The sequence below is a fragment of the Vibrio sp. genome, assembly GCF_048266485.1.
Lineage (GTDB): Bacteria > Pseudomonadota > Gammaproteobacteria > Enterobacterales > Vibrionaceae > Vibrio.
Genome location: NZ_JBLWZK010000015.1, coordinates 1 through 26,070, shown reverse-complemented (window position 1 = coordinate 26,070; position 26,070 = coordinate 1). Strand labels below are relative to the sequence as shown.

At 41.8% G+C, this 26,070-nt stretch carries 24 protein-coding genes; 23 read left to right on the top strand and 1 reads right to left on the bottom strand.

Annotated features, from left to right (window positions below; translation table 11 throughout):
* Positions 1-12 precede the first annotated feature (12 nt).
* The 10 genes from ACN0T8_RS14085 (at position 13) to acpS (ending at position 8,721) form a co-directional block, all read left to right on the top strand.
* The gene (locus tag ACN0T8_RS14085) at positions 13-609 is read left to right on the top strand and encodes an RseA family anti-sigma factor (protein ID WP_417881260.1); all 597 of its coding nucleotides are present in this window, start codon (positions 13-15) and stop codon (positions 607-609) included.
* Positions 610-651: 42 nt separating this feature from the next.
* A complete protein-coding gene (rseB, locus tag ACN0T8_RS14080) occupies positions 652-1,620 on the top strand; it encodes a sigma-E factor regulatory protein RseB (protein ID WP_417881259.1) in 969 nt (322 codons plus the stop codon).
* Positions 1,617-2,087: a SoxR reducing system RseC family protein gene (locus ACN0T8_RS14075; protein ID WP_417881258.1), complete on the top strand. Its 471-nt coding sequence runs from the start codon at positions 1,617-1,619 to the stop codon at positions 2,085-2,087. Before rseB ends, ACN0T8_RS14075 begins: the two co-directional genes overlap by 4 nt.
* Before the next feature lie 159 nt (positions 2,088-2,246).
* The gene (gene lepA, locus ACN0T8_RS14070; protein ID WP_417881257.1) at positions 2,247-4,040 is read left to right on the top strand and encodes a translation elongation factor 4; all 1,794 of its coding nucleotides are present in this window, start codon (positions 2,247-2,249) and stop codon (positions 4,038-4,040) included.
* A 161-nt stretch (positions 4,041-4,201) separates the two neighbouring features.
* Positions 4,202-5,101 carry a signal peptidase I gene (lepB, locus tag ACN0T8_RS14065; RefSeq protein ID WP_417881256.1) on the top strand — a complete coding sequence of 300 codons (900 nt, stop codon included), beginning with the start codon at positions 4,202-4,204 and terminating at the stop codon, positions 5,099-5,101.
* Between the two features lie 10 nt (positions 5,102-5,111).
* Positions 5,112-5,792 (top strand): ribonuclease III, encoded by a 681-nt coding sequence (rnc, locus tag ACN0T8_RS14060; protein WP_417881255.1) that lies wholly within the window; start codon positions 5,112-5,114, stop codon positions 5,790-5,792.
* Positions 5,782-6,786: a GTPase Era gene (gene era, locus ACN0T8_RS14055; protein WP_417881254.1), complete on the top strand. Its 1,005-nt coding sequence runs from the start codon at positions 5,782-5,784 to the stop codon at positions 6,784-6,786. The genes rnc and era overlap by 11 nt, the downstream gene beginning before the upstream one ends.
* A gap of 83 nt (positions 6,787-6,869) precedes the next feature.
* Complete coding sequence (recO, locus tag ACN0T8_RS14050) at positions 6,870-7,604, top strand: DNA repair protein RecO (protein WP_417881253.1); 735 nt, start codon at positions 6,870-6,872, stop codon at positions 7,602-7,604.
* 2 nt (positions 7,605-7,606) lie between these two features.
* Positions 7,607-8,341, top strand: a complete 735-nt coding sequence (gene pdxJ / locus ACN0T8_RS14045) for a pyridoxine 5'-phosphate synthase (RefSeq protein ID WP_417881252.1) — start codon at positions 7,607-7,609, stop codon at positions 8,339-8,341.
* Positions 8,341-8,721: a holo-ACP synthase gene (gene acpS, locus ACN0T8_RS14040; RefSeq protein ID WP_417881251.1), complete on the top strand. Its 381-nt coding sequence runs from the start codon at positions 8,341-8,343 to the stop codon at positions 8,719-8,721. The genes pdxJ and acpS overlap by 1 nt, the downstream gene beginning before the upstream one ends.
* 110 nt (positions 8,722-8,831) lie before the next feature.
* Here the strand turns inward: acpS and barA are convergent, their stop codons facing one another.
* Positions 8,832-11,627 (bottom strand): two-component sensor histidine kinase BarA, encoded by a 2,796-nt coding sequence (gene barA / locus ACN0T8_RS14035; RefSeq protein ID WP_417881250.1) that lies wholly within the window; start codon positions 11,625-11,627, stop codon positions 8,832-8,834.
* A 192-nt stretch (positions 11,628-11,819) separates the two neighbouring features.
* On the opposite strand from barA, the gene rlmD reads away from it, so the two are divergent.
* The 13 genes from rlmD to rpoS all read left to right on the top strand — a co-directional run bounded on the left by rlmD (position 11,820) and on the right by rpoS (position 25,906).
* Positions 11,820-13,199, top strand: coding sequence for a 23S rRNA (uracil(1939)-C(5))-methyltransferase RlmD (rlmD, locus tag ACN0T8_RS14030; protein WP_417881249.1), 1,380 nt, complete (start codon positions 11,820-11,822; stop codon positions 13,197-13,199).
* A gap of 116 nt (positions 13,200-13,315) precedes the next feature.
* Positions 13,316-15,532, top strand: coding sequence for a GTP diphosphokinase (gene relA / locus ACN0T8_RS14025; protein ID WP_417881248.1), 2,217 nt, complete (start codon positions 13,316-13,318; stop codon positions 15,530-15,532).
* A 95-nt stretch (positions 15,533-15,627) separates the two neighbouring features.
* Complete coding sequence (gene mazG, locus ACN0T8_RS14020) at positions 15,628-16,428, top strand: nucleoside triphosphate pyrophosphohydrolase (RefSeq protein WP_417881247.1); 801 nt, start codon at positions 15,628-15,630, stop codon at positions 16,426-16,428.
* A gap of 214 nt (positions 16,429-16,642) precedes the next feature.
* Positions 16,643-18,280: a CTP synthase gene (locus ACN0T8_RS14015; RefSeq protein WP_417881246.1), complete on the top strand. Its 1,638-nt coding sequence runs from the start codon at positions 16,643-16,645 to the stop codon at positions 18,278-18,280.
* Positions 18,281-18,428: 148 nt separating this feature from the next.
* Positions 18,429-19,727, top strand: a complete 1,299-nt coding sequence (gene eno, locus ACN0T8_RS14010) for a phosphopyruvate hydratase (protein WP_417881245.1) — start codon at positions 18,429-18,431, stop codon at positions 19,725-19,727.
* 280 nt (positions 19,728-20,007) lie between these two features.
* Complete coding sequence (gene ftsB, locus ACN0T8_RS14005) at positions 20,008-20,319, top strand: cell division protein FtsB (RefSeq protein WP_417881297.1); 312 nt, start codon at positions 20,008-20,010, stop codon at positions 20,317-20,319.
* Between the two features lie 2 nt (positions 20,320-20,321).
* Positions 20,322-21,038 (top strand): 2-C-methyl-D-erythritol 4-phosphate cytidylyltransferase, encoded by a 717-nt coding sequence (gene ispD / locus ACN0T8_RS14000; protein WP_417881244.1) that lies wholly within the window; start codon positions 20,322-20,324, stop codon positions 21,036-21,038.
* 15 nt (positions 21,039-21,053) lie between these two features.
* A complete protein-coding gene (gene ispF / locus ACN0T8_RS13995) occupies positions 21,054-21,530 on the top strand; it encodes a 2-C-methyl-D-erythritol 2,4-cyclodiphosphate synthase (protein WP_417881243.1) in 477 nt (158 codons plus the stop codon).
* Between the two features lie 28 nt (positions 21,531-21,558).
* The gene (gene truD / locus ACN0T8_RS13990; protein WP_417881242.1) at positions 21,559-22,614 is read left to right on the top strand and encodes a tRNA pseudouridine(13) synthase TruD; all 1,056 of its coding nucleotides are present in this window, start codon (positions 21,559-21,561) and stop codon (positions 22,612-22,614) included.
* A gap of 24 nt (positions 22,615-22,638) precedes the next feature.
* Positions 22,639-23,382 (top strand): 5'/3'-nucleotidase SurE, encoded by a 744-nt coding sequence (gene surE, locus ACN0T8_RS13985; RefSeq protein WP_417881241.1) that lies wholly within the window; start codon positions 22,639-22,641, stop codon positions 23,380-23,382.
* A 15-nt stretch (positions 23,383-23,397) separates the two neighbouring features.
* Positions 23,398-24,024, top strand: a complete 627-nt coding sequence (locus tag ACN0T8_RS13980; protein ID WP_417881240.1) for a protein-L-isoaspartate(D-aspartate) O-methyltransferase — start codon at positions 23,398-23,400, stop codon at positions 24,022-24,024.
* Between the two features lie 43 nt (positions 24,025-24,067).
* Positions 24,068-24,847 (top strand): peptidoglycan DD-metalloendopeptidase family protein, encoded by a 780-nt coding sequence (locus ACN0T8_RS13975; RefSeq protein WP_417881296.1) that lies wholly within the window; start codon positions 24,068-24,070, stop codon positions 24,845-24,847.
* Between the two features lie 87 nt (positions 24,848-24,934).
* Positions 24,935-25,906, top strand: coding sequence for an RNA polymerase sigma factor RpoS (rpoS, locus tag ACN0T8_RS13970; protein WP_417881239.1), 972 nt, complete (start codon positions 24,935-24,937; stop codon positions 25,904-25,906).
* Positions 25,907-26,070 lie beyond the last annotated feature (164 nt).

Below are 26,070 nucleotides of genomic sequence, written 5' to 3'. Positions count from 1 at the left end.
ATGGTGAGTAAAATGACCAATAAACAGCAGATCTCAGCTCTAATGGATGGAGAGCTTATTGATCAAGCATTGATTTCTGAGATAGAGCAAGATGATAAATCTTTACAATCTTGGAGTCACTACCATTTGATCGGAGATACGCTTCGTGGTGAAACGCCAAGTAACCCAAGTTGGGATATCGCTTCTAAAGTTGCTTTAGCGCTAGAAGGTGAACCCGCTCATAACAGTTTGTCTTCGATAAACGACTTGTCCTCAAACAAAGTTACGCCAATTTTAGAAGCTCAACCTAAGCCGGAGAAAGCTCGTGCGAGAATGCCCGCTTGGTTAAGTAATTTGACTCAAGTCGGTGTCGCAGCGTGTGTTTCATTAGTTGTGATTCTTGGGGTTCAACAATACTCTGGTTCAGACGCTAATTTAGCCTCTGATTCTGATCAGCTTCCAGTTTTACAAACAATACCTTTTGCTGGTTCAGCAGAGCCTGTTAGCCTGACTAGTGATTCAGTACGTTCACAATCGTCTGAAGCCAAAGCGATGGAACAACATCGTCGTGCTAATGAATTGATGCAAGATTATGAATTACAACTGCGTTTGAATCACATGAGTGAATAATATGTCTTTCGTGACGATTAATCCGATAGAAGCGGTATTTAAATGAAAAAAATTCTGATTAGTACTTGGTTGCTATTCAGCTTATTTAGTCAAGCAGCCTCAGCCGAAGATGTTAAGCCTTCCGCTGAGGCTTTATTGCTTAAAATGAGTGAAGCTAGCAACACCCTCAATTATGAGTTGTCTTATATCTTAGTGCGCAAGAATAGTATTGAACCATTACTTTATCGTCATGCGACTGAGAATAACAAAAATTTGGCTCATCTGGTTTATTTAAGTGGCCCGGTACGAGAAGTGATCCGTCGTGGTGATGAGATCAGTTATATTGAACCTGGACTCGATCCATTTTCTATCCGCTCAGGCAACATGGTTGCCCCCCTGATCCCTTTGATTGGTAGTAATATTAAAGAGCTGAGCAATATTTATGATTTTGTGAAGATTGGACGCTCTCGTGAAGCTGGCACCGCGTGTCAGGTGGTTCGAGTAGTACCAAAAGATGGTCAACGTTACTCTTATATTGTCTGGATTGATGAGCGCACTAGCTTGCCATTAAGGGCAGATTTAGTTGAGCGTAATGGTGAGGTTCTAGAGCAATATCGAACGATTTCTTACGCGGTGAGTGATCATATTGCGACGATTTTAGATGGGCTTAATTCTGCGAAATTACCAGATGTATTAACCTTACCAAAATCACAAGATATAGACGCTAATTGGCAGGTTAATTGGGTGCCAAATGGTTTTGAAGCCAATAACCTTAATCGTTACCGTATGCCCATCACGGATACTGTTGTAGAAAGCCAGCTCTACAGTGATGGCCTGTTCAATTTTTCTGTCTACGTGTCGGAAATCAAAACATCCGACAGTAAACCGCAGGTTTATCGTCAAGGCCGTCGAACGCTGCAAACTTTTATCAAAGATAACCGTGAGATTTCGGTGATTGGTGATATTCCGCCACTTACCGCGAAGCGCATTGCAGATTCAGTGACATTTACCAATAAAGGCAACACACCATGATGACCGCCTTAGCAACCGTTGTTTCGATTGAACAAGAGCAAGGTATGAATACCGTGCAGTTGAGTTGTGAACAGCAAACCAGTTGCAAAAGTTGTAAATCACAAAAAAGCTGCGGCACGGGTATGGTGTCGAACGCATTAGGTAGTAAAGCGCATTTTTGGAAACTACGGACTAGCCAAGTATTACAAAATGGGCAAGTAGTTGAAATTGGTTTACCGGAAAAAAGTTTAGTACTTTCAGCTCTTATTGTTTACTTACTACCTTTGCTAACTATGATTACGGGTAGTGTGTTTGCACAGCTCGTTTTAAGACCTTGGTTAAACCTTGGTGAAGGTATTGTCATTTTGATGTTTTTCATCTGTGGTGGTCTTGGCATCTATTTCGCAAAACCCATGACTCAATGGTTAGAAAAAAAAGTCGATAGTGAAGTCTCTTTGATTCGAGTTTTAGGACAACCTATTATTTGAGATTTTCCACTCGGTTTTCTGGTTGTTTTTTTCCTAAGCATATTGGGTATAGCTACCCAGCAGGAAATTGGGTAGAATCGCTGCCACTAAAATGAAATTGACCTAGTAAAAGGGATTTCATATCCAATCCACCATTTATTTGAGTATTGTCTCCAGCCTATGAAGCACATTCGTAACTTTTCGATTATCGCCCATATCGACCACGGTAAGTCGACTCTTTCTGATCGCTTAATTCAAGTATGTGGAGGGCTGACCGAGCGTGAAATGGCAGCTCAAGTACTTGATTCAATGGATCTTGAGCGCGAGCGTGGTATCACGATTAAAGCGCAAAGCGTGACATTGGATTATAAAGCTAATGATGGTGAAACTTATCAACTTAACTTCATCGATACCCCAGGACACGTTGACTTCTCTTATGAAGTTTCTCGCTCTCTAGCTGCGTGTGAAGGTGCATTATTGGTTGTCGATGCAGGTCAAGGTGTAGAAGCTCAAACACTAGCAAACTGCTATACCGCGATTGAAATGGACCTAGAAGTGGTTCCCATTTTAAATAAAATTGACTTACCAGCCGCTGATCCTGAGCGTGTTGCGGAAGAAATCGAAGACATCGTTGGTATTGATGCGATGGAGGCGGTTCGCTGTTCTGCCAAAACTGGTATCGGTGTCGATTTAGTTTTAGAAGAAATTGTTCGATGCATTCCTGCACCAGAAGGCGACCCAGAAGCGTCGTTACAAGCACTGATTATTGATTCATGGTTTGATAACTACTTAGGTGTGGTTTCTTTGGTTCGAATTAAAAATGGTTCACTAAAGAAAAACGACAAAATTAAAGTGATGAGCACTGGCCAAACTTGGGGGGTGGATCGCATTGGTATTTTCACGCCTAAGCGAGTTGATACAGATGGGCTAAATACTGGCGAAGTAGGCTGGGTAGTGTGTGGTATCAAAGATATCTTAGGTGCACCCGTTGGTGATACCTTAACTCATGCTAAAGGCGGTTGTGATAAAGGTTTACCAGGTTTCCAAAAAGTGAAGCCTCAGGTTTATGCTGGCTTGTTCCCTGTATCATCAGATGATTATGAGAATTTCCGTGATGCATTAGGCAAATTAAGTCTGAACGATGCTTCACTATTCTATGAGCCAGAAAGCTCAGCAGCACTTGGCTTTGGTTTCCGTTGTGGCTTCCTTGGTATGCTACACATGGAGATTATTCAAGAACGTTTAGAGCGTGAATATGACCTAGATCTGATCACTACCGCACCAACGGTAGTGTATGAAGTAGAAAAGACCAATGGTGATATTATTTACGTTGATAGCCCAGCTAAGCTACCAGCAATTAATGATATTGAAGAAATTCGTGAACCTATCGCTCGCTGTAATATCTTAGTACCTTCAGACTACCTAGGTAATGTAATCACGCTGTGTGTTGAAAAACGCGGTACTCAGGTTGATATGGTTTATCACGGTAATCAAGTTGCATTGACGTATGACTTACCAATGGCAGAAGTGGTATTGGATTTCTTTGACCGCTTGAAGTCAACGTCACGTGGTTATGCATCACTTGATTACAACTTCCACCGTTATGAAAGCTCAAGCATGGTACGTGTAGATGTACTACTTAACGGCGACACCGTTGATGCATTAGCGATCATTACTCATAAAGACCAATCACAAACGCGTGGTCGTCAGTTGGTTGAGAAGATGAAAGAATTCATTCCTCGCCAAATGTTTGATATCGCGATTCAAGCAGCAATTGGTAACCACATCATTGCCCGTTCAACAGTGAAACAATTGCGTAAAAACGTAATTGCGAAATGTTACGGTGGTGATGTGAGCCGTAAGAAAAAGCTATTGAAGAAGCAGAAAGAAGGTAAGAAACGCATGAAGCAAATCGGTAATGTTGAATTACCGCAAGAAGCGTTCTTAGCTATTTTGCACGTAGGTAAAGATTAATCACGGTAATGACGTTGTTCGTTTCCGTGAGCACAGGCAAATGGCTATATCATAGGTAAATGACTATATAAAGTGAAAGGGCGATAATGCCTTTTCACTTTTGTTATTTATAGTAAACATATTAGTACAATCAGTATTATATCATAGGGAAGCCGAATCGGATGGCGAATACATTTTCATTAATCTTAGTGCTAGTGACATTAGTGACTGGCGTGGTTTGGGTATTAGAAAAGTTTGTTTGGGGCAAAAAACGCCAACAAGCGATTGCTGATGTTGAAACTAAAACAACAGAACCCCTCACTAAGGAAGCGGCTGCGAAAATTCACCCGCAACCTTGGTGGGTAGAAAATAGCGTGTCGATTTTCCCAGTGATTGCCTTTGTTTTGGTATTGCGTAGCTTTATCTACGAACCATTTCAAATTCCATCAGGCTCTATGATGCCAACGTTATTAGTTGGTGACTTCATTTTGGTAGAAAAATTCTCATACGGTATTAAAGATCCAGTATTTCAATCTAAATTGATTGAAACTGGTGAGCCTAAGCGTGGTGATATTGCGGTATTCAAATATCCCCCACAACCAAATATCGATTACATTAAGCGTGTGGTTGGCCTACCGGGCGACACTATCCGCTATACTGAAGATAAGCAAATTTGTGTTCAAGCTGTCGGCACTGATACTTGTAAGCCTGTGGCACAGTTTGATGCGAAAGAAAGTCCATTTTATCAAGATGGCATTCCATTGATTCAAGCGAAAGAAAAGCTTGGTGAAGTGGAACATAATATTTTAATCAGTCCAGTTCGTCGCGATAACGTACAGGCATACCAGCCTCGTCCGTATCACAATGAATGGGTTGTGCCAGAAGGTGAGTACTTTATGATGGGTGATAACCGTGATAACAGTGCTGATAGTCGCTACTGGGGCTTTGTTCCAGAAGCAAACTTTGTGGGGAAAGCCACCGCCATTTGGATTAGCTTTGAGTTTGAACGTGATGCGGACAGCGTATTACCTTCTTGGATCCCTTCCGGCGTGCGATTTAATCGTATCGGCGGACTAATATAATTGAGAGAGTATGAATTCTCAGATTCCTAAATTACAAAAAAAGATTGGCTATCAATTTAATGATGTCAATCTTTTAAACCTCGCACTGACTCATCGTAGTGCGAACAGCAAACACAATGAGCGCTTAGAGTTTTTGGGCGATTCAATTTTAAGTTTTGTTATAGCTGATGAGTTATATCATCGTTTCCCTAATATTAACGAAGGGGATATGAGCCGCATGCGTGCAACTTTAGTTAGAGGTCATACTTTAGCGGAGCTAGGACGTGAATTTGTGCTTGGTGACTACTTAAAATTAGGTCCAGGCGAATTGAAAAGTGGCGGCTTCCGTCGTGATTCTATTCTAGCTGATGCCGTCGAAGCTATCATTGGTGCATGTTACCTTGATAGTGATATTGAAGTGGTACGTAAAGTCGTTCTCGCTTGGTATCAAACTCGTTTGGATGAAATTCAGCCGGGGGTATCACAAAAAGATCCTAAGACTCGTTTACAAGAGTTTTTGCAAGGTCGTCGTAAACCATTGCCTGTTTATACTGTGGCGAAAATTAAAGGTGAAGCTCACAACCAAGAATTCACTGTTTCATGCGATATTATTGGTGTTTCAGAGCCTATTGTAGGTAAAGGTACTAGCCGACGCAAAGCGGAGCAAGCTGCTGCAGAGCTAGCTTTAGGAGTCTTAGTAAATGGTAAATAAAAATGCTCCACAAGACGAACAAGAGTTCGATCTTGATGCTTACTTTGCCGGTGAAGCGCAGCCAAATCAAGTTGCCGCGGAAGATGTCGACCCTAATGAACAACATTGTGGTTTTATCGCGATTGTTGGTCGCCCTAATGTTGGTAAATCAACGCTGCTAAACCATTTACTTGGTCAGAAGATTTCGATTACCTCACGTAAACCTCAGACGACCCGTCACCGTATCATGGGGGTAGATACTGAAGGTGCGTATCAGGCTATCTACGTCGATACACCGGGATTACATATCGAAGAAAAGCGCGCGATTAACCGTTTAATGAATCGTGCGGCTAATAGCTCATTAAGTGATGTTAACTTAGTGCTATTCTTAGTCGATGGTACTCAGTGGACCGCGGATGATGAAATGGTACTCAATAAGTTGCGTATTGCTAATTTTCCAACCATATTACTGATCAATAAGGTCGATAATGTAAAAGATCGCACTGAAGTGATGGCACACATGCAAACCTTGTCTGAGAAAATGGATTTTGTCGATATTATTCCAATTTCAGCGAAACAAGGCCGCAATACTGATGCAATTCGTGAGCGAGTACGTGCAGCTTTACCACAAGCGGTACACCATTTTCCAGAAGAGTATGTGACAGACCGTTCACAACGCTTTATGGCATCGGAAATCATCCGTGAAAAATTGATGCGTTTTACCGGTGAAGAACTGCCTTATTCAGTGACGGTTGAAATTGAACGTTTCGACTACAACCCAGAAACTGATGGTTTTCATATCAATGCCTTGATCTTGGTTGAACGTACAGGCCAGAAGAAAATGGTGATCGGTAAAGGTGGTGAGAAAATAAAAACCATCGGCCGTGAAGCACGCTTAGATATGGAAGGGTTATTTGAACGTAAAGTTTATCTAGAAACTTGGGTGAAAGTAAAATCTGGTTGGGCTGATGATGAGCGTGCCCTACGTTCTCTTGGCTATATTGATGATTTATAATCGTTAATCGGAATCTCGAGACTCGTTTCTCGATATGCTAACTTCGAGAAACGAGCATTCGAGATTCGAGCTACGGAAAAATTATGTCTGACGCTTTAGGACTTCAACGCTGTTTTATCCTACATCGCCGTCCTTATACTGAAACGAGTCTCATCTTAGATGTGTTTAGTGAAGAGTACGGTCGCGTCAGCATTTTAGCCAAAGGTGCTCGTAGTAAACGTTCTAATTTAAAAGGGGTGTTACAACCATTCACACCGCTATTACTTAAATGGTTTGGTAAAGGCTCGATGCGTACGCTTAGGCAAGCCGAACCGATCAGTTTAGGTATTCCTCTCAATGGTATTAATCTTTATTCGGCGATGTACATCAACGAATTGATTAGTCGAGTAATTGAAAGCGAAACCGCCTATCCTGAATTATTTCATGATTATCTCGCTTCTTTGACGGAATTGGCACAAGCTGATAACCCTGAACCTGCTTTACGTCGTTTTGAGTTGGCCTTGCTGTCTTCATTAGGCTATGGAGTGGATTTCTTGCATTGTGCCGGCAGTGGCGAACCTGTGTCTGAAAACATGACTTACCGTTACCGAGAACAAAAAGGCTTTATTGCGAGCCTAAGAAAGGATAACTTAACCTTTCTTGGGGATGAATTGATTGCGATCAGTGAGCGCCGTTTTCTAACCAAACAACAATTACAAGCTGCTAAGCGTTTTACTCGAATGGCATTAAAGCCGTACCTTGGCAGTAAACCTTTAAAAAGTCGGGAGCTATTTATGGCACTGTCACCGCACAAAGTCATCCCGAAGACAAGGAGTTAACCATGAGTGATATTTATTTGGGTGTCAATATTGACCACATCGCAACCGTCAGAAATGCCCGTGGCACTAAGTATCCCGATCCTGTGCATGCGGCAGAAATTGCAGAGCGTGCAGGTGCTAATGGAATTACGGTTCATCTACGTGAAGATCGCCGCCATATTAAAGATCGCGATGTGCGTATTTTAAGTGAAACAATTCAAACTCGTATGAACCTTGAAATGGCGGTTACCGATGAAATGGTTGAAATTGCGATTCAAACTAAACCTGAATATGTATGTTTAGTGCCAGAAAAACGGGAAGAGTTAACCACTGAAGGTGGTTTGGATGTCGCCGGCCAGTTAGACAAAGTGAAAGCAGCAACGCAAAAATTAACTGAAGCAGGTATTAAAGTATCATTGTTTATCGATGCTTCCCGCGATCAAATTGATGCAGCTAAAGCGTGTGGTGCGCCTTATATCGAACTACATACAGGGCATTATGCCGATGCTGAATCAGATGCCGATCAACAAGTTGAATTAAAACGTATTGCCACGGGGGCTACTTATGCACACAGTATTGGCATTAAAGTCAATGCTGGTCATGGTTTGACTTATCATAACGTAGCGCCAATTGCTGCGTTACCTGAAATTTATGAATTAAATATTGGCCACTCGATCATTGGCCGAGCTTTGTTTGATGGTTTGGATAAAGCGGTTGCGGATATGAAAGCAATTATGCAGCAAGCGCGTCGTGGATAATGGCTATTGTTGGATTAGGCACTGATATTGCCGATATAGAACGTATCGACAAAAGCTTGCAGCGTTCTGGACAAGCTTTTGCTGAGCGAGTTCTTCATCCGACTGAGCTGGCTATTTTTCATGGTTTAAAGCAACAAGGCCGTTATTTAGCAAAACGCTTTGCTGCCAAAGAAGCAGCATCTAAAGCACTCGGTACTGGCATTGCTTGTGGTGTGAGTTTTCAACATTTTGAAATTGAAAATGATGAATTGGGTAAGCCAATGTTAACGCTGCATGGCAAAGCAAAAGAAATTGCTCAAGCGCAAGGTGTTAGCCAGATCCATTTATCGATTTCCGATGAAAAACGTTACGCCATGGCGACGGTGATTTTAGAGTCCTAGTAGCTAATTTATCGAGTAGTCAATTTACCTAGAGCTATAGATTAAATAATAAAAACCGAACTGTGCACTGTGAAGTGAGCTCGGTTTTTTTTATTGTTGGGTATTAACCTTTATCCAACAAGATACTGTTTCGAATCTTCTTTTACTTTTTCCATTTCATCTTGCAACTCAAATAACTCAGGTTCTATTTCAGCGATATCTTGTTCAGCTCTTAACGCGGTTTCAATGGTTGCACAAAGTGTTTGTAGCTTAGGCATGCCACTATAAGCGCAGCTGCCATGTAGTTTGTGTATGGTGGTAAGTAGTTGGTTTTGTTGTTCATTGGGTTCTATCAATGCTCTTTCTATCGATTGATCAACTTCTGGTAAAAACTCAATTAACATTTGCAGCATATCCTTGGCTAATGCTTCTTTGTTAGCCGCTTGTTTTAAGGCGGTAGACCAGTCAATACTAGAAACCGTTGTCTGCTGACTAGTAGAGACGGTTGGGATGCTATCTAGTTGGTTTTCTTTTAAATCCAGCTTTTCAATGGTGCCTTGCTCTGCATAAGGGTTCCAATGGACCAGCGCTTGATGCAGTACATGCTCTTCAATCGGTTTAGACAGGTAGTCATCCATGCCGGCTTGCAATAAACGTTCTCTTTCACCGTCAATCGCATGAGCGGTGACCGCTATCACTGGAGTTTGATGGTTGAACTCGGTCTTTTTGATATTTTGACAAGCGGTTACGCCATCCATATCTGGCATTTGGATATCCATCAATATTACATCAAACTTCTGTAATTGTGCTTGCTCAACCGCCTGTGAACCGCTACTACAAGTAACAATCTCTTCTACTTGTTCTTCGAGTAAAGCGCAGATTAGTTTTAAGTTTGCTGGGTTATCATCGACCGCCATCACCTTAAGAGGTAAGGCTGCTGTTAGTGGTTGAGGCGCTGCCAATAAAGTTGATTTTGCTTGGTTTGGCAGCATAAGTTGAATCAGCTTACGGCGCACGATTGGTTTTGCGATACATTGAATTGGGTAGAGCTTGATTAAGTTTTCAGCTAATGCTAATTCCGTACTTGGTAGTCCAAGGATTAGTTGTGGCGATAGGGTTAACCCTTGCTGGATCATCGAAAATAAGTGACTTTGGTCGTGTTGGATATTTGTTGGTAAGTTGAGTAATACAATATCAAATCTATCGGGGTTATCTGCTAATTGCGCTTGATAAGTAACCTTCATGCCAGCGCGAGTTAATTGCTGCTCAATAATTGCTGCAGAAGGCATGTTCGATTCAACTAACAGAACCGACTTACCTTGTAGCGAAGAAATATCAATCTGTGGTGCAATAGGCATATTTGTGGCTTGGAAAGTAACACTAAACCAAAATGTTGAACCTTGGTGTAAGCGACTGGTTAAGCTGATTTCCCCTCCCATCTGACTCACCAGATTTTGAGTAATGACTAACCCTAAACCAGTACCACCATAACGGCGTGAAATGCTGGCATCAGCTTGGCTGAATGCTTGGAATAACTGTGCTTGCTGACGTTCTGAAATACCAATACCAGTGTCACGCACCATGAATTGTACTTCGACATTTTTATCTTGGCTTGAGCGTAACTCGGCAACAATATCTATGTTGCCACGTTCAGTGAATTTTATCGCATTACCCACTAGGTTAGTAAGTACTTGTTGAATGCGTAATGGGTCGCCAACCATGCCTTGAGGAATATTAGGATCAATATTCAAGGTGATTTCTAAGCCCTTTTCATGAGCGCTGGTGGCTTGTAAGCTGACTACTTCATCTAAGGTTTCTTGCAAATCGAAAGGAATGTTTTCTAATAGTAACTTACCTGCTTCTAATTTAGAAAAGTCTAAGATGTCATTGATGATAGAGAGTAAGTTTTGGGCAGAGCGTTCAATCGTTTGTAGGTAGTCAATTTGGTTTGCGGTGAGATCAGTTTTAAGCATTTGTCTGGCAAAGCCAATCACACCATTTAATGGAGTACGTAATTCGTGTGACATATTGGCTAAGAATTCAGATTTCACTCTGGCCGCTTCTTGGGCGCGTTTCTTGGCAATATCAAGCTCAATGTTTTGAATTTCTAGCTGCTCTAGTGTTTCTCGTAAATCTGAGGTGGCTTGGTCAATACTATGTTGCATTTCAACATGATATTCTGACAGCGATATCGCCATGGCATTGATACCACTTTTTAAAGTATCGAGTTCACCATGCAGTTTGCCTTCAATTCGTACATTGAGATGACCACGACGAATTCGGTCAACCACGCTTACCATGTGGGAAATGGGTAAGGTAACATCGCGCATGAGTCGATAAGCAAAAAATCCCGACAGTCCCATACCTAGTAGTAATACGATTAAAGCTGAAAAAATTTCTTGATATTGCTGTAAGCGCAATGACGATAAATCGAGTTCCATTGCGATATAACCTAAAGCTTGGTTGGGTGAAATATCTTTACCACTTGGGGTGGTAAATTGACCTTCAGCTAAGATAGGTGAGCGTAATATCATTAAATTCGGATTGGATTTAGATTGAGTGATCGAGCTAAGCAGCGGGATCGGTTTGCTTTTATCAAAAGTGAGAGACTGAAAATTAGGGTGAAAATTCGAGGTTACGAATAGTTCGTGATGGATATCAAATACCGCAATACTACGCACAATATCAGAGTGCTTACGATGGGCATAGCTGATCAGTCGGCGTACTGCCTCACGGCTTTGTTGAGTCATGCCGTATTCACTAGCGATAGCTAAAGGCTCGATAATATCTGTCCCAGACGTGATAAGCTGAGTCTCAAGATCGTTATAGCGATTTAAAGTGAAAAATATGCTTAATAATAAGCCAATGATCAACGTCGGTGCTAACGTTAATGTAATTACGCGGGCGCGCAAGCCATACCTTGTCATGATTCTTTAATTACAAGCCTGTCTGGATATGGGAAAATAGCAATAACTCTGATTATTGCCAATATGCACTTAGCTTAATCAACTAGGCGCAGTTCGACAATCATTGTTATGAATAAACACGAATTAAGCCCGATAATATATTTACTGATAAAGGCATGATGACCTTTATATATTTATGGATACTTTGCACCAATGGTCAATTTTTACCAAGCCAAGAAAAATACAACCAATAATCAAAAACATCAAACAGTGACTATTGATAAGCTCGATCATCAAGGTGCCGGTATTGCGTATTACAATAATAAACCTATGTTTGTGGAAGGTGCACTGCCAAAAGAAAAGGTGCTGGTTCAACTAATTGAAGAGAAAAGCAAATATTCACGCGCAAAAATTATCAACATACAACAGGCAAGTAATCAGCGAGTTGAGCCTTTTTGTCCACATTATCAAATTTGTGGTGGATGTAATATGCAGCATTTGGATCATGATGATCAAATTACGCATAAGGCCACATCATTACATCATTTAATGGCAAAATTCGGTCAACCTAATCTTGTTATGGGGGAGACTATCCGTTCCAAGAGCACGGGTTATCGACGCCGAGCACGCATTAGTATGCTGTTTGATAGTAAGCAGCAACAATTACAATTTGGCTTTAGACAAAAAGCCAGTAAACAAATTGCAAACGTCACGGATTGTCCGGTTTTAGAGCCTGTATTAAACGAACTGCTACCTGAAATAAAATCCATGCTGCAAGCCTTTGATAACCCAAGATCGCTAGGGCATGTTGAAGTGGTGTTTGATGGACAGCGTAAAGCCTTGTTATTACGCCACACCGCGTCATTAACCGAACAAGAACAACAAAGCTTATTGGCGTTTGCTCAGCGACATGAGGTGACAATTTACTTGTTAGGCAACAGTGGTGAACTAGACTGTTTGACGGGTGAGCCTCTACAATGCATCGAGACAGATAACAAAATTGATTTTCTGCCGACAGACTTTATTCAAGTAAACCAAGCAGTAAACCAAGCAATGGTTGCTCAGGCGATTTCATGGTTAGAGGTCACTAAAAATGATCGCATACTGGATTTATTCTGTGGTTTAGGTAATTTTAGTTTGGCGCTCGCTCAGCAAGCTCAATCGGTTGTTGGGGTTGAAGGTATTCAAGCTATGGTAGATAGAGCAAGATCCAACGCCCAAATTAATCAACTAAATAACCTAGAGTTCTATCAAGCTGATTTAGAACAAGACTTCACTCAAACATCATGGGCTAAAAAGGCGTTTGATAAAGTGCTACTCGATCCGGCCCGAGCAGGAGCATCCGGCATTATTGATAAAATGTTGGAGTTGGGCGCTAAAAGTGTGCTTTATGTTTCGTGTAACCCGGCGACATTAGCCAGAGATAGCTATAGTTTACAAAAACAAGGTTATCAGCTGAAAAAGTTAGGCATGATCGATATGTTCCCACATACCAGTCATTTAGAATCAATGGCGCTGTTTGAAAAAGTCGCCAAAAAAGTAGATAAGAAGAATCTTAAGAATAAAAAGCCGACGAAACTGAAATTATTTTAATAGCTATTTTTTATAAGTAAGAAAAAGGGGCTTTATGAGTGAACGAAGAAAGTCTCTATATTTTGTCGGATATGCATTAGCATCACCTTTAAAGATTAGATAAACAGGATAGTGTAATGGTCGCAGTTAGAAGCGCACATTTGAACAAGAACGAAGAGTTTGAACTGGAATCTTGGATTGCAAGCTTGAATCAAGACGGCAAGACTAGCAATAAATTGACGCAAGTCTATCAAGCGTGTGAAAGCTTACTAAAAGATCATCCAGAGCAATCATTACTACTATGGCGTGGTCGAGAGATGATTGAAATTTTGATCACCTTGTCGATGGATCGACCAACTTTATTAGCTGCGCAGCTTTTTCCTATCGTGACGGCAGGATTATTTGAACGTGAAGCCTTAGTTGAAAAGTATGGCAAAGAAATCGTAAAGCTGATTGATGGCGTAGAAGAAATGGCCGCGATTGGTCAGCTAAATGTTAGTCTTGATGACTCAGAAGCTTCAGAGCAAGTGGATAACGTACGCCGTATGCTATTGGCGATGGTCGATGATTTTCGCTGCGTAGTCATAAAACTTGCTGAGCGTATTTGTAATTTACGTGAAGTGAAAAATGAGCCAGATGAAATTCGTCAAGCAGCGGCAAAAGAGTGTGCCAATATCTATGCTCCTCTGGCAAATCGATTAGGTATCGGTCAGCTTAAATGGGAAATTGAAGATTACGCCTTTCGTTATCAGCAATCTGACATTTATAAAAAAATTGCCAAACAGTTGTCTGAGCGTCGAATCGTTCGAGAGCAATATATTCATGATTTTGTGACTAATTTATCCAAAGACATGAAAGTGGCCAATATTAATGCTGAGGTCAGTGGCCGGCCAAAACACATTTATAGTATTTGGCGAAAAATGCAGAAAAAGAATCTCGCATTTGATGAATTGTTCGACGTGCGAGCGGTAAGGATTATTGCCGATCAATTGCAAGACTGTTACGCCGCCCTAGGCATGGTACACACTAAATATAAGCACCTACCTAGTGAGTTTGACGATTACGTTGCTAATCCTAAACCTAATGGATATCAATCGATTCATACCGTGGTACTTGGCCCTGAAGGCAAAACTATTGAGATCCAAATTCGGACCAAGCAAATGCATGAAGATTCCGAGCTTGGGGTTGCCGCGCACTGGAAATATAAAGAAGGGAGTTCGGCTGGCCGCAGTGGTTACGATGAAAAGATCACCTGGCTACGTAAGCTGATTGATTGGCAAGAAGAAATGGCGGATTCTGGCGAAATGCTAGATGAACTACGCAGCCAAGTATTTGATGACCGTGTGTATGCCTTTACACCGCGCGGCGATGTGGTTGATCTACCGATGGGCGCAACGCCACTGGATTTTGCCTACCATATACACTCTGAAGTCGGTCATCGTTGTATTGGTGCAAAAGTAGGCGGACGCATAGTACCGTTTACTCATAAACTGGCGATGGGCGATCAAGTTGAGATTATTACTCAAAAAGAGCCGAATCCATCTCGTGATTGGCTCAATCCTAATTTAGGATTTGTCCATTCAGGCCGTGCTCGCGCCAAAATTAACGCTTGGTTTAGAAAGCAAAGCCGTGAGAAGAACCTTGAAGCAGGTAAAGATATCCTGGAGGTGGAACTGCAAAAAATTGGCGCGACGCTAAAAGATGCGCAACAGTACGCGTTAAAACGTTTTAACGTGAATACGCCTGATGAACTATATGCTGGAGTTGGCAGTGGCGATTTACGCATTAATCAAGTTATCAATCACATTAATGCCTTGGTGAACAAGCCAACCGCCGAAGAAGAAGATCAGCAAGCACTGGCCAAACTGCAAGAATCACAAGTATCGCAACAAAACCGCCCTCGTAAAGATGCGGTGGTGGTACAAGGGGTCGATAACCTTATGAACCACTTGGCTCGCTGTTGTCAGCCTATTCCTGGTGATGAAATTTGTGGTTATATCACTCAAGGTCGAGGCATTTCAGTGCATCGTAGCGACTGTGAACAACTTGAAGAATTAAAGCATCATGCACCAGAACGTATCATTGAAACCGTATGGGGAAGCGGCTTTACTGGCTTGTACATTCTGACGATTCGAATTGAAGCTCTAGAGCGCGGTGGACTACTTAAAGATATTACCGCACTGTTTGCCAATGAAAAGTTGAAAGTCAGTAGTATGAATGGCCGTACTGATTACAAACGTCAGATAGCGATTATGGATTTTAATTTAGAAGTGCAAAATGTGGAAATCTTATCGCGGATTATCGCTCGGATTGAACAGCTCAAAGATGTATTAAGAGTGAAGCGTCTGAAATAACCGAATCAGTGCCAATATCAACACCGCTTAATCTTATAAGCGGTGTTTTACTATCTGAATCTCACTGTTACTAGAAAGAATATAAAGAGAAAGTCATGACAATACCAATTGAACAGCTCAAATCCATCATGCAACAGTTACGTGATCCTGAAAATGGTTGTCCTTGGGATAAAAAGCAAACTTTTGATTCTATTGTGCCTCACACCATCGAAGAAACTTATGAAGTGGCGGATGCGATCCTCAATCAAGATTGGAAAAACCTACAAGAAGAGCTAGGTGACTTGTTGTTTCAAGTGATTTTCTACAGTCAGTTGGCCAGCGAGCAACAACTATTTGATTTCGAAGATGTGGTGAAAGGGGTGAACGAGAAACTCATACGTCGCCATCCTCATGTTTTTGCAGATGAAAATATTGAGACAGAAGATGAACTGAATGCGCGTTGGGAACAAGAGAAGCAAAACGAAAAATTACAGCAAGGCAAAGTAGAGGAAAGTATTCTAGACTCTATACCAAAAGCATTACCAGCTTTATCACGAGCTAATAAATTACAGCAAAAATGCGCTAAATACGGCTTTGATTGGGGCACCTTAGGTCCTGTCGTTGATAAGGTTCACGAGGAAATCGATGAGGTCATGGAAGAAGCCTTACAAGTTGATAAAAATGAGCTGCGCATTGAAGAAGAGCTTGGCGACTTAATGTTTGCGACGGTCAATTTAGTTAGGCATCTAGGCAAAGACCCTGAAGTGGCTTTGGCTAAAGCAAACCATAAATTTGAGCGCCGTTTTCGTGGGGTAGAATCTATTATCTATGGACAAGGTAAAGAATTGATGGATTGCTCTTTACAAGAACTTGATATTCAGTGGGAAAATGTAAAATTAGCAGAAAAAAGAATATAACCAATACTTTTTATGCTTATTGATTGTTTTATATAGAGATTATTTATCTGTAATACGAGGCTTCCCTTGCGGAGATAGCTAAATTGATTTGAAGCAAGAAATAAATTAATCGAGTGTGATAGATTTCACGTTGTAGCGGAAAAGGGGTTCTGGTATATTTTCATCCCGTCCAGAAGAAATCCATTTCCCTCATTCAACCAATTTCAGGTTAAGCATGACGACAAATTACATTTTTGTTACTGGTGGGGTCGTATCCTCTCTAGGTAAAGGTATTGCAGCAGCATCACTTGCAGCGATTTTAGAAGCTCGTGGTCTTAAAGTGACCATGATGAAACTAGATCCATACATCAACGTGGATCCAGGCACAATGAGCCCGATTCAACATGGTGAAGTATTCGTTACTGAAGATGGCGCTGAAACCGATCTCGATCTTGGTCACTACGAACGCTTTATTCGTACCAAGATGAGTAAACGTAATAACTTTACGGCAGGTCGTGTTTACGAAGATGTTCTACGTAAAGAACGTCGCGGTGACTATCTAGGTGCAACCATTCAGGTTATTCCTCATATCACAAATTCAATCAAAGACCGCATTATTGCTGGCTCTGAAGGTCACGATATCGCGATCGTTGAAATTGGTGGTACGGTAGGTGATATTGAGTCTCTACCATTTATGGAAGCCATTCGTCAGTTAGCAGTTGAAGTTGGTCGAGAGAATGCATTATTCATGCACTTAACTTTAGTTCCTTACCTTGCAGCAGCAGGTGAAGTGAAAACTAAGCCAACCCAGCACTCTGTAAAAGAATTACTTTCTATTGGTATTCAACCAGATATTTTAGTTTGTCGTAGTGATCGTATCATTCCGGCTAACGAACGTAAGAAAATTGCACTATTCTGTAATGTGCAAGAAAAAGCCGTGATCTCAATGAAAGATGTGGATTCTATTTATAAGATCCCACAACTGATTCGTGCGCAAGGCTTAGATGACTTAGTGTGTACTCGTTTTGGTATTAGTGCTCCTGAAGCCGACTTGACCGAATGGGAACAAGTGATTTACGAAGAAGCAAATCCAACCGGTGAAGTGACTATCGGTATGGTTGGTAAATACACTGAATTACCAGATGCATACAAATCGGTTAACGAGGCATTAAAACATGCAGGCTTGAAAAATCGTCTAAGTGTTAACATTAAGTATATTGATTCTCAAGATCTTGAATCTAAAGGTGTTGAGTTACTTGAAGGCATCGATGCGATTTTAGTTCCTGGTGGCTTTGGTGACCGTGGTGTTGAAGGTAAAATTCTTGCCGCTCAGTATGCTCGTGAAAACAAAATTCCATATTTAGGTATTTGCTTAGGTATGCAAGTGGCACTTATTGAATATGCGCGTAATGTTGCGGGTATGGAAGGTGCACACTCAACTGAGTTTAACAAAGAAACGAAATTCCCTGTGGTTGGCTTAATCACTGAATGGGTAGACAAAGAAGGTAATGTTGAAGAACGTACTGAAGCATCAGATTTAGGTGGCACGATGCGCCTTGGTTCTCAACTTTGTCACCTAGAAAAAGGCACGAAAGCGTACGAATTGTACGGTAATGCTCAAATTCATGAGCGTCACCGTCACCGTTACGAAGTGAACAATAACTTGCGTCCTCAAATTGAGAAAGCAGGTCTGAAAGTCTCTGGTCTTTCTGCTGATAAGAAATTAGTGGAAGTAGTTGAAAACCCGAACCACCCGTGGTTTGTCGCTGCTCAGTTCCACCCTGAATTCACATCAACTCCTCGTGATGGTCATCCATTATTTGCAGGTTTTGTAAAAGCGGCTGGTCAAAACCAACGCGGTGAATTTGAATAATTGCCTTTGGCAACGAATCTAATTAGCTAAAGGTCTAATTGGAAATAATTTGAAAGTAAGATGTAAAAGGGATACGGGTAGTGGCTTTAATTGCGCGACTACCCATTAAATTGACATTTATATTTAAATTGAACGAGAGGAAACATCAATGTCTAAGATCGTTAAAGTTCTAGGTCGCGAAATCATCGATTCACGTGGTAACCCAACAGTAGAAGCGGAAGTACACCTAGAAGGTGGCTTTGTAGGTATGGCTGCTGCTCCATCTGGCGCATCAACGGGGTCTCGTGAAGCGCTTGAATTACGTGACGGTGACAAATCACGTTTCCTAGGTAAAGGTGTTCTTAAAGCTATTGAAGCAGTGAACGGCCCAATCGCGTCTGCTCTAGTAGGCAAAGACGCTAAAGACCAAGCTGCAATCGACCAAGTAATGATCGATTTAGACGGCACTGAAAACAAATCTAACTTTGGTGCAAACGCCATTCTTGCTGTTTCTCTAGCAAACGCAAAAGCGGCTGCTGCATCAAAAGGTATGCCTTTATTTGAGCACATCGCTGAACTAAACGGCACTCCAGGTGTATTCTCTATGCCTCTACCAATGATGAATATCATCAACGGTGGTGAGCACGCAGACAACAACGTTGATATCCAAGAATTCATGATTCAACCAGTTGGCGCGAAAACAATCAAAGAAGCTCTACGTATCGGCGCAGAAGTATTCCACAACCTAGCTAAAGTACTTAAAGCTAAAGGCCTAAGCACTGCCGTTGGTGATGAAGGTGGTTTTGCTCCTAACCTAGAATCAAACGCTGCTGCACTCGCTGCAATCAAAGAAGCGGTTGAGCAAGCTGGCTACGTTCTTGGTAAAGACGTTACTCTAGCGATGGACTGTGCTGCATCTGAGTTCTACGACAAAGAAGCGGGCAACTACAACATGAAAGGTGAAGGTAAAATCTTCACTTCTGAAGAGTTCAACCACTACCTAGCTGACCTAGCTAACCAATACCCAATCGTTTCTATCGAAGACGGTCTTGACGAATCAGATTGGGATGGCTTTAAGCACCAAACTGAACTACTAGGTGACAAACTTCAACTAGTAGGTGATGACCTGTTCGTAACTAACACTAAGATCCTTGCTAAAGGTATCGAAATGGGTGTTGCTAACTCTATCCTTATCAAATTCAACCAAATCGGTTCTCTAACTGAGACTCTAGCTGCAATCAAGATGGCTAAAGATGCAGGTTACACAGCTGTAATCTCTCACCGTTCTGGCGAAACTGAAGATGCAACTATCGCTGACCTAGCGGTAGGTACTGCTGCAGGCCAAATCAAAACGGGTTCTATGAGCCGTTCTGACCGTGTTGCTAAGTACAACCAACTTATCCGTATCGAAGAAGCTCTAGGTGCTAAAGCTCCTTTCAACGGTCTTAAAGAAGTTAAAGGTCAATAATTCATCATTGAATTAGTTTGATTGATACTTTGAAATCCTCGCTTCGGCGGGGATTTTTTTGTTTACGGAAATGGAAAAGACAGAAACGTTACTCGGGACTCGGCCGTTTCACTTCTCGTGGCTCGAAAGTATCGCTTTGGCTTTTCCGAGAAACAAGCAGCGTAGCGCCCGAGATACGAACTACGGCTTTCATCTTCTTTCCAACTTTTCACCTGTATTATTATGCTTCAATTCTTCGAATGAGGTATCATTAGCGTAAGAATTTTATAGCGAGTAGATGATGCGGATATTTACTTTAGTACTGATTGCCATCTTGGTTATTCTGCAATATGACTTATTTTTTGGTAAGAACGGCGTTCTTGATTACCAAGCGGTTCATTCTGATATTGCAGTGCAGCAAGAGGTGAATAATAGTTTGAAAAAGCGCAATCACCTGATGTTTGCCGAAATTGATGATTTACGCCAAGGGCTAGATGCGATTGAAGAGCGTGCTCGTCATGAATTGGGTATGATCAAAGATGGTGAAACTTTTTATCGAATTATTGGTGATGATTCAGAAGCCAATACCACGTTTAACTCTGATGATAATTAAGCATGACTGACTTTCCACAGCAGTTTGCTGTCGTGGTGCCAGCCGCCGGGGTTGGTAAACGTATGCAGGCTAACCATCCTAAGCAGTATTTATCACTGCATGATAAAACCATTCTTGAGCACACGGTCGAAAACTTATTATCACATCCGCAAATCGAATTGGTGGTGATTGCGGTGAGCGACGGCGATGAATATTTCTCAGATCTTGGCTTAGCTAAAGCTGACAATGTTATCCGAGTCGCTGGTGGGGAAGAGCGTGTTGATTCCGTACTTTCCGGGTTGGAATATCTATCTCAAAATCATGTCGACCAATATTCATGGGTCATGGTGCATGATGCAGCGCGTCCTTGCTTAACTCATGACGATATCAACAAATTAATTAATCAGTGCCGGCAAGCGCACCGCGGTGGCACTTTAGCCGCGCCAGTACGTGACACGATGAAACGTTCTTGTGTTCAAAATGGCTTGAATACCATTGAGCAAACCGTCGAGCGCAGTCAATTATGGCACGCATTAACACCGCAGCTTTTTCCGCTTATTGAACTAAAATCAGCTTTAGTCGATGGATTAATCAACCAAAAGGTTATTACTGATGAAGCCTCCGCGATGGAGCTGTCAGGCTACCAACCATTACTGGTCCAAGGTCGCTCCGATAACCTTAAAGTCACCCAGCCTGAAGATTTGGCCCTAGCGGAATTTTTCCTATCTCAGCGTAAATAAATAATAGGTAATGTAATGATTCGAATCGGTCATGGTTTTGACGTGCATAAATTTGGTGGTGAAGGCCCAGTTATTATTGGAGGGGTCGCCATTCCTTATGAACAAGGTTTAATTGCTCACTCAGATGGTGACGTTGCGCTGCATGCATTAACCGATGCTTTATTAGGAGCGATTGCTGCGGGAGATATCGGTAAGCATTTTCCAGATACCGACGATAAATGGAAAGGCGCAGATAGCCGATCTTTACTACGCGAAGTGTATCATTTTGTTAAACAGAAAGGTTATGTATTGGGCAATGCAGATGTCACTATCATCGCTCAAGCACCGAAAATGCTGCCATTTATTCAAAGCATGCGCGAAGCCATCGCCGCTGATTTAGAAACTGATATTGATAATATTAATGTCAAAGCGACCACTACCGAAAAATTGGGTTTTACCGGTCGTAAAGAAGGCATTGCATGCGAAGCGGTTGCGTTAATCGTTCGCCAATAAATTTTATAAATAAAAAAGATCTTAATTCATGACTGATATTCTAGCGCCATTTGCATACTTACTGGGTAAACCTGTAGCTCAAGCCAAACTGAAATCTAAAGCGGAGGATTTTCAAGTTATTGAAGATCTTGGTTTTGAATTTTCTGGTGATGGCGAACACTTGATGGTGCGAATTCGTAAGCAAGGTGAAAACACGACCTTCGTTGCCAATGAAATCGCGAGATTGTGCGGCGTGCCATCGAAAAATGTCGGCTGGGCAGGTTTAAAAGATCGCCATGCCGTGACTGAACAATGGTTAAGCGTTCACTTACCAAAGCCGGATATGAGTTTTGATGCTAAAGCTTTAGAGCAACAGTACCCAAGTATTAAAGTGCTTGAGACCGCCCGTCATAATAAAAAACTGCGCCCGGGTGATTTAGTCGGTAATCAGTTCGTGATTCGTCTGGTTGATGTGACGGATATTAATGATGTGATTGAGCGTCTGGAAAAAATTAAACAAAGTGGCGTGCCAAACTACTATGGTTCACAACGTTTTGGTCGTGATGGTAATAACTTGGCGGAAGCTCGTCGTTGGGGGCGTGATAATGTGCGCACTCGCAATCAAAATAAGCGCAGCATGTATCTGTCGACCGCACGTTCTTGGATCTTCAATCATATTTTGTCCCATCGAATTGAAAATGGCTTGTTTAACCAACTGGTTGAAGGCGATTTAGTTCAAAATGCTCAAGGCGAATTACTGACCATAGAAGCCGATACGCTAGAATCACTACAATCTCAACTTGAACAAGGCAGCGTATTTTTAACTTCAGCATTAGCGGGAGATAATGCACTTCCAACTCAAGGCTTAGCACAACAACTTGAAAATCAATTTCTAGATGCCGAAGAAGATTTGATGAAGCTTATCCGTGGTAATCGTATGCGTCATGATCGTCGTGTGGTGGGATTAAAAGCTGATAACATGAATTGGCAAGTTGATGGCTGTGATGTTGTGGTGTCGTTTTCTCTACCAGCAGGATGCTTTGCTACCTCGATTTTAAGAGAAGTGGCTGATGCGGTTGAAGTAGAGCGCGTTTACGCAGACTAGTGTCAGGTTCAACAAGGAAGAATAATGAAAATATTATTAAGTAACGATGATGGTGTGAATGCCAAGGGGATCAATACCTTAGCCGAGGTATTGTCAGAGATCGCTGAGATCATCATTGTGGCGCCGGATCGTAATCGATCGGGTGCTTCAAATTCATTAACATTAGAAACACCGCTTCGAGTGACACAAGTCCGCCCAAATGTCTATTCCGTGCAAGGGACTCCAACCGATTGTGTCCACTTTGCTTTAAACGAATTATTAAAGTCGGATATGCCCGATTTAGTAGTTTCTGGGATCAATCATGGTGCAAACCTAGGTGATGACGTGTTGTATTCCGGTACCGTTGCGGCAGCAATGGAAGGACATTTTCTAGGTGTTCAATCGATAGCCATTTCGTTGGTGGGGCAAACGCATTTTGATACTGCAGCACAAATTGCGAAAGATCTAGTTTTACAGCATGTGAAGAAGCCAGTTCCGGCTAATCATTTGATCAGCGTTAATGTACCGGATTTAGCACTCGATCAGCTTGGGGCGACTCGAGTGACTCGACTTGGTGCACGTCATCATGCGGAAGATATGATTAAACAAAAAGATCCACGTGGCGCTGATATCTACTGGCTTGGTCCTCCGGGAAAAGAAGCGGATGCGGGTGAAGGTACTGATTTCTATGCCATAGAAAAAGGCGAAGTGTCGATTACACCATTACGCGTTGATCTTACGGCACATGAAGCGATAGATAAAATGAAACACTGGGTTAGCCCAAAATAAACATCACAGGCAATAATGAAGAATATTAAAGCAGATCAACTCGTTTCTATTTTGCAACACAAAGGCATTAAAGATCCTCAACTTCTAGAGATAATGAGAAGTTTGCCTCGTGAGTATTTCTTATCTGAAGCGATGCGTCATCAAGCGTATGATAATAATGCGCTGCCTATTGGGGCTGGTCAGACAATCTCTCAGCCTTATATCGTTGCAAGAATGACCGAGCTATTGAATTTAAAACACAATAGTAGAGTACTAGAAGTTGGCACAGGATCGGGTTACCAAACCGCCGTATTGTCAAAAATGGTTGATCATGTTTATTCAATAGAACGCATTAAGTCATTACAGTGGGATGCCAAGCGTCGTTTGAAACATTTAGATATTTACAATGTCTCAACTAAGCATGGTGACGGCTGGAAAGGTTGGCCATCGAAAAGTCCTTTTGATGCGATTATTGTCACTGCAGCGGCTTCTCACCTGCCGCAAGCGCTAGTTGAACAATTAGCTGAGGGGGGGGTTCTTGTGGTGCCAATAGGTGATGAACATCAAGAATTGATAAAAATTGAAAAGAAAGCAGGGGAGTGTATTTCTACTTTGGTAGAAGTCGTGCGTTTTGTTCCTCTAATCTCGGGCGATTTAGCCTAATAAACGAAAGGTACTCAGGTTGCTGTCGATAAGAAATGCGCTAATTGCTTTGTTTTTTCTCACTTTTTTAGTAGCGTGTTCATTGAACTCGGCTAAAAATGAGCGTGGTAGCTATAAGGGGAGTTACTACGTTGTTGAAAAAGGTGATTCGGTATATTTGATTTCTTATCTCGCAGATAAAAATGTTAATGACATCATTAACTTCAACCATCTAAAGCCCCCTTACATAATTCATCCTGGTCAAAAATTAAACTTGTGGCGTCCGGTTTATATCCCACCAGCATTTGATGGTACTGGTGCTGGAGATAGTCAAGTAGCCTCCACTTCTACGACTAAAGTGGCACAAAAACAGAATACTTCCCCAGTTGTGCAATCAAAGTCAAAGGAGTATGTTGAATCCCAAGTAACACAAAATAATAATAAACCTGTCACACAATCGACACCGAGTAATGACAAAGTAAAACGCTGGGTGTGGCCAACAAAAGGACGAGTCATTAGCAAGTTTTCGGTTGGTGACCAAGGTAACAAAGGGATAGATATCGTAGGGCAGCGAGGGCAAGACGTAGTATCAACCGCAGCAGGTGTTGTGGTATATGCTGGTAATGCACTTCGAGGTTATGGGAATCTGATTATTATTAAACATAATGATGAATATCTCAGTGCTTATGCCCATAATGATAGTTTATTGATAACAGAAGGCCAGTCTGTAAAAACTGGCCAGAAAATTGCATCGATGGGGAGTACGGGCACCAATAGTGTTCGACTACACTTCGAAATTCGATATAAAGGTAAGCCAGTGAATCCAGAAAGCTACTTGGACTAGAGCTCTTTTGAAATACACCGACTTACAATAATGACATATTAAGTTGTTATGTCTTGCTAAAACTTTATTCGCCAAGGGGAGGCGCTTATGAGTATCAGCAATGCAGTAACCAAAATAAACGACATCGATGATTCTGAATTTGATGTTGAGGCTCTTGCAGCCGAAGCAGTTTCACAAAAAGTAGAAGCCAAAGAAGAGTATGAAGTTTCGGCTAAAAGCCTTGATGCGACTCAGCTCTATCTTAGTGAAATTGGCTTTTCTCCACTCTTAACGGCAGAAGAAGAAGTACTTTATGCTCGTCGAGCACTTCGCGGTGATGCAGCAGCACGCAAGCGTATGATCGAAAGTAACTTACGTTTGGTCGTTAAGATTTCTCGCCGTTATAACAGTCGTGGTTTAGCACTACTTGACCTGATTGAAGAAGGGAATTTAGGTCTGATCCGTGCAGTTGAAAAATTTGATCCAGAACGTGGTTTCCGTTTTTCAACTTATGCAACTTGGTGGATTCGTCAGACCATCGAACGCGCTTTAATGAATCAAACACGCACCATTAGGTTGCCTATCCATGTAGTGAAAGAACTGAATATCTATTTGCGTACTGCTCGTGAGTTGGCACAAAAGCTAGATCATGAACCAACCGCAGAAGAAATTGCTTTCCAACTCGATAAGCCTGTGGAAGATGTCAGCAAAATGTTGCGTTTGAATGAGCGTGTTAGCTCAGTTGATACACCTATTGGCAGCGATGGTGATAAAGCACTGTTGGACATTATTCCTGATATTAATAACTCAGACCCTGAGGTTTCGACTCAAGATAACGATATTAAGTCGTCGTTGATTGATTGGTTAGATGAACTGAATCCGAAACAAAAAGAAGTCTTGGCACGCCGCTTCGGTCTTTTAGGCTATGAGCCATCAACTTTGGAAGAGGTTGGCCGTGAGATTAATTTAACTCGTGAACGGGTTCGTCAAATCCAAGTCGAAGGCTTGCGTCGCTTAAGAGATATCTTAATGAAGCAAGGTTTGAGCATGGAATCATTATTCGATGCTGAATATGAATAATTCATTTATTTATAAGATGATCAGATAAAATAAAGGGGAAACTATGATGGTTTCCCTTTTTATTTTTTGAGTTAATATCATCCTAGTTCCTAGTTCCTAGTTCCTAGTTCCTAGTTCCTAGTTCCTAGTTCCTAGTTCCTAGTTCCTAGTTCCTAGTTCCTAGT

Bases quoted from the DNA above. Each gene is read 5' to 3' on its own strand.
- ACN0T8_RS14085 (WP_417881260.1), top strand. From the start codon at position 13: ATGACCAATAAACAGCAGATCTCAGCTCTAATGGATGGAGAGCTTATT.
- rseB (WP_417881259.1), top strand. From the start codon at position 652: ATGAAAAAAATTCTGATTAGTACTTGGTTGCTATTCAGCTTATTTAGT.
- ACN0T8_RS14075 (WP_417881258.1), top strand. From the start codon at position 1,617: ATGATGACCGCCTTAGCAACCGTTGTTTCGATTGAACAAGAGCAAGGT.
- lepA (WP_417881257.1), top strand. From the start codon at position 2,247: ATGAAGCACATTCGTAACTTTTCGATTATCGCCCATATCGACCACGGT.
- lepB (WP_417881256.1), top strand. From the start codon at position 4,202: ATGGCGAATACATTTTCATTAATCTTAGTGCTAGTGACATTAGTGACT.
- rnc (WP_417881255.1), top strand. From the start codon at position 5,112: ATGAATTCTCAGATTCCTAAATTACAAAAAAAGATTGGCTATCAATTT.
- era (WP_417881254.1), top strand. From the start codon at position 5,782: ATGGTAAATAAAAATGCTCCACAAGACGAACAAGAGTTCGATCTTGAT.
- recO (WP_417881253.1), top strand. From the start codon at position 6,870: ATGTCTGACGCTTTAGGACTTCAACGCTGTTTTATCCTACATCGCCGT.
- pdxJ (WP_417881252.1), top strand. From the start codon at position 7,607: ATGAGTGATATTTATTTGGGTGTCAATATTGACCACATCGCAACCGTC.
- acpS (WP_417881251.1), top strand. From the start codon at position 8,341: ATGGCTATTGTTGGATTAGGCACTGATATTGCCGATATAGAACGTATC.
- barA (WP_417881250.1), bottom strand. From the start codon at position 11,627: ATGACAAGGTATGGCTTGCGCGCCCGCGTAATTACATTAACGTTAGCA.
- rlmD (WP_417881249.1), top strand. From the start codon at position 11,820: ATGGTCAATTTTTACCAAGCCAAGAAAAATACAACCAATAATCAAAAA.
- relA (WP_417881248.1), top strand. From the start codon at position 13,316: ATGGTCGCAGTTAGAAGCGCACATTTGAACAAGAACGAAGAGTTTGAA.
- mazG (WP_417881247.1), top strand. From the start codon at position 15,628: ATGACAATACCAATTGAACAGCTCAAATCCATCATGCAACAGTTACGT.
- ACN0T8_RS14015 (WP_417881246.1), top strand. From the start codon at position 16,643: ATGACGACAAATTACATTTTTGTTACTGGTGGGGTCGTATCCTCTCTA.
- eno (WP_417881245.1), top strand. From the start codon at position 18,429: ATGTCTAAGATCGTTAAAGTTCTAGGTCGCGAAATCATCGATTCACGT.
- ftsB (WP_417881297.1), top strand. From the start codon at position 20,008: ATGCGGATATTTACTTTAGTACTGATTGCCATCTTGGTTATTCTGCAA.
- ispD (WP_417881244.1), top strand. From the start codon at position 20,322: ATGACTGACTTTCCACAGCAGTTTGCTGTCGTGGTGCCAGCCGCCGGG.
- ispF (WP_417881243.1), top strand. From the start codon at position 21,054: ATGATTCGAATCGGTCATGGTTTTGACGTGCATAAATTTGGTGGTGAA.
- truD (WP_417881242.1), top strand. From the start codon at position 21,559: ATGACTGATATTCTAGCGCCATTTGCATACTTACTGGGTAAACCTGTA.
- surE (WP_417881241.1), top strand. From the start codon at position 22,639: ATGAAAATATTATTAAGTAACGATGATGGTGTGAATGCCAAGGGGATC.
- ACN0T8_RS13980 (WP_417881240.1), top strand. From the start codon at position 23,398: ATGAAGAATATTAAAGCAGATCAACTCGTTTCTATTTTGCAACACAAA.
- rpoS (WP_417881239.1), top strand. From the start codon at position 24,935: ATGAGTATCAGCAATGCAGTAACCAAAATAAACGACATCGATGATTCT.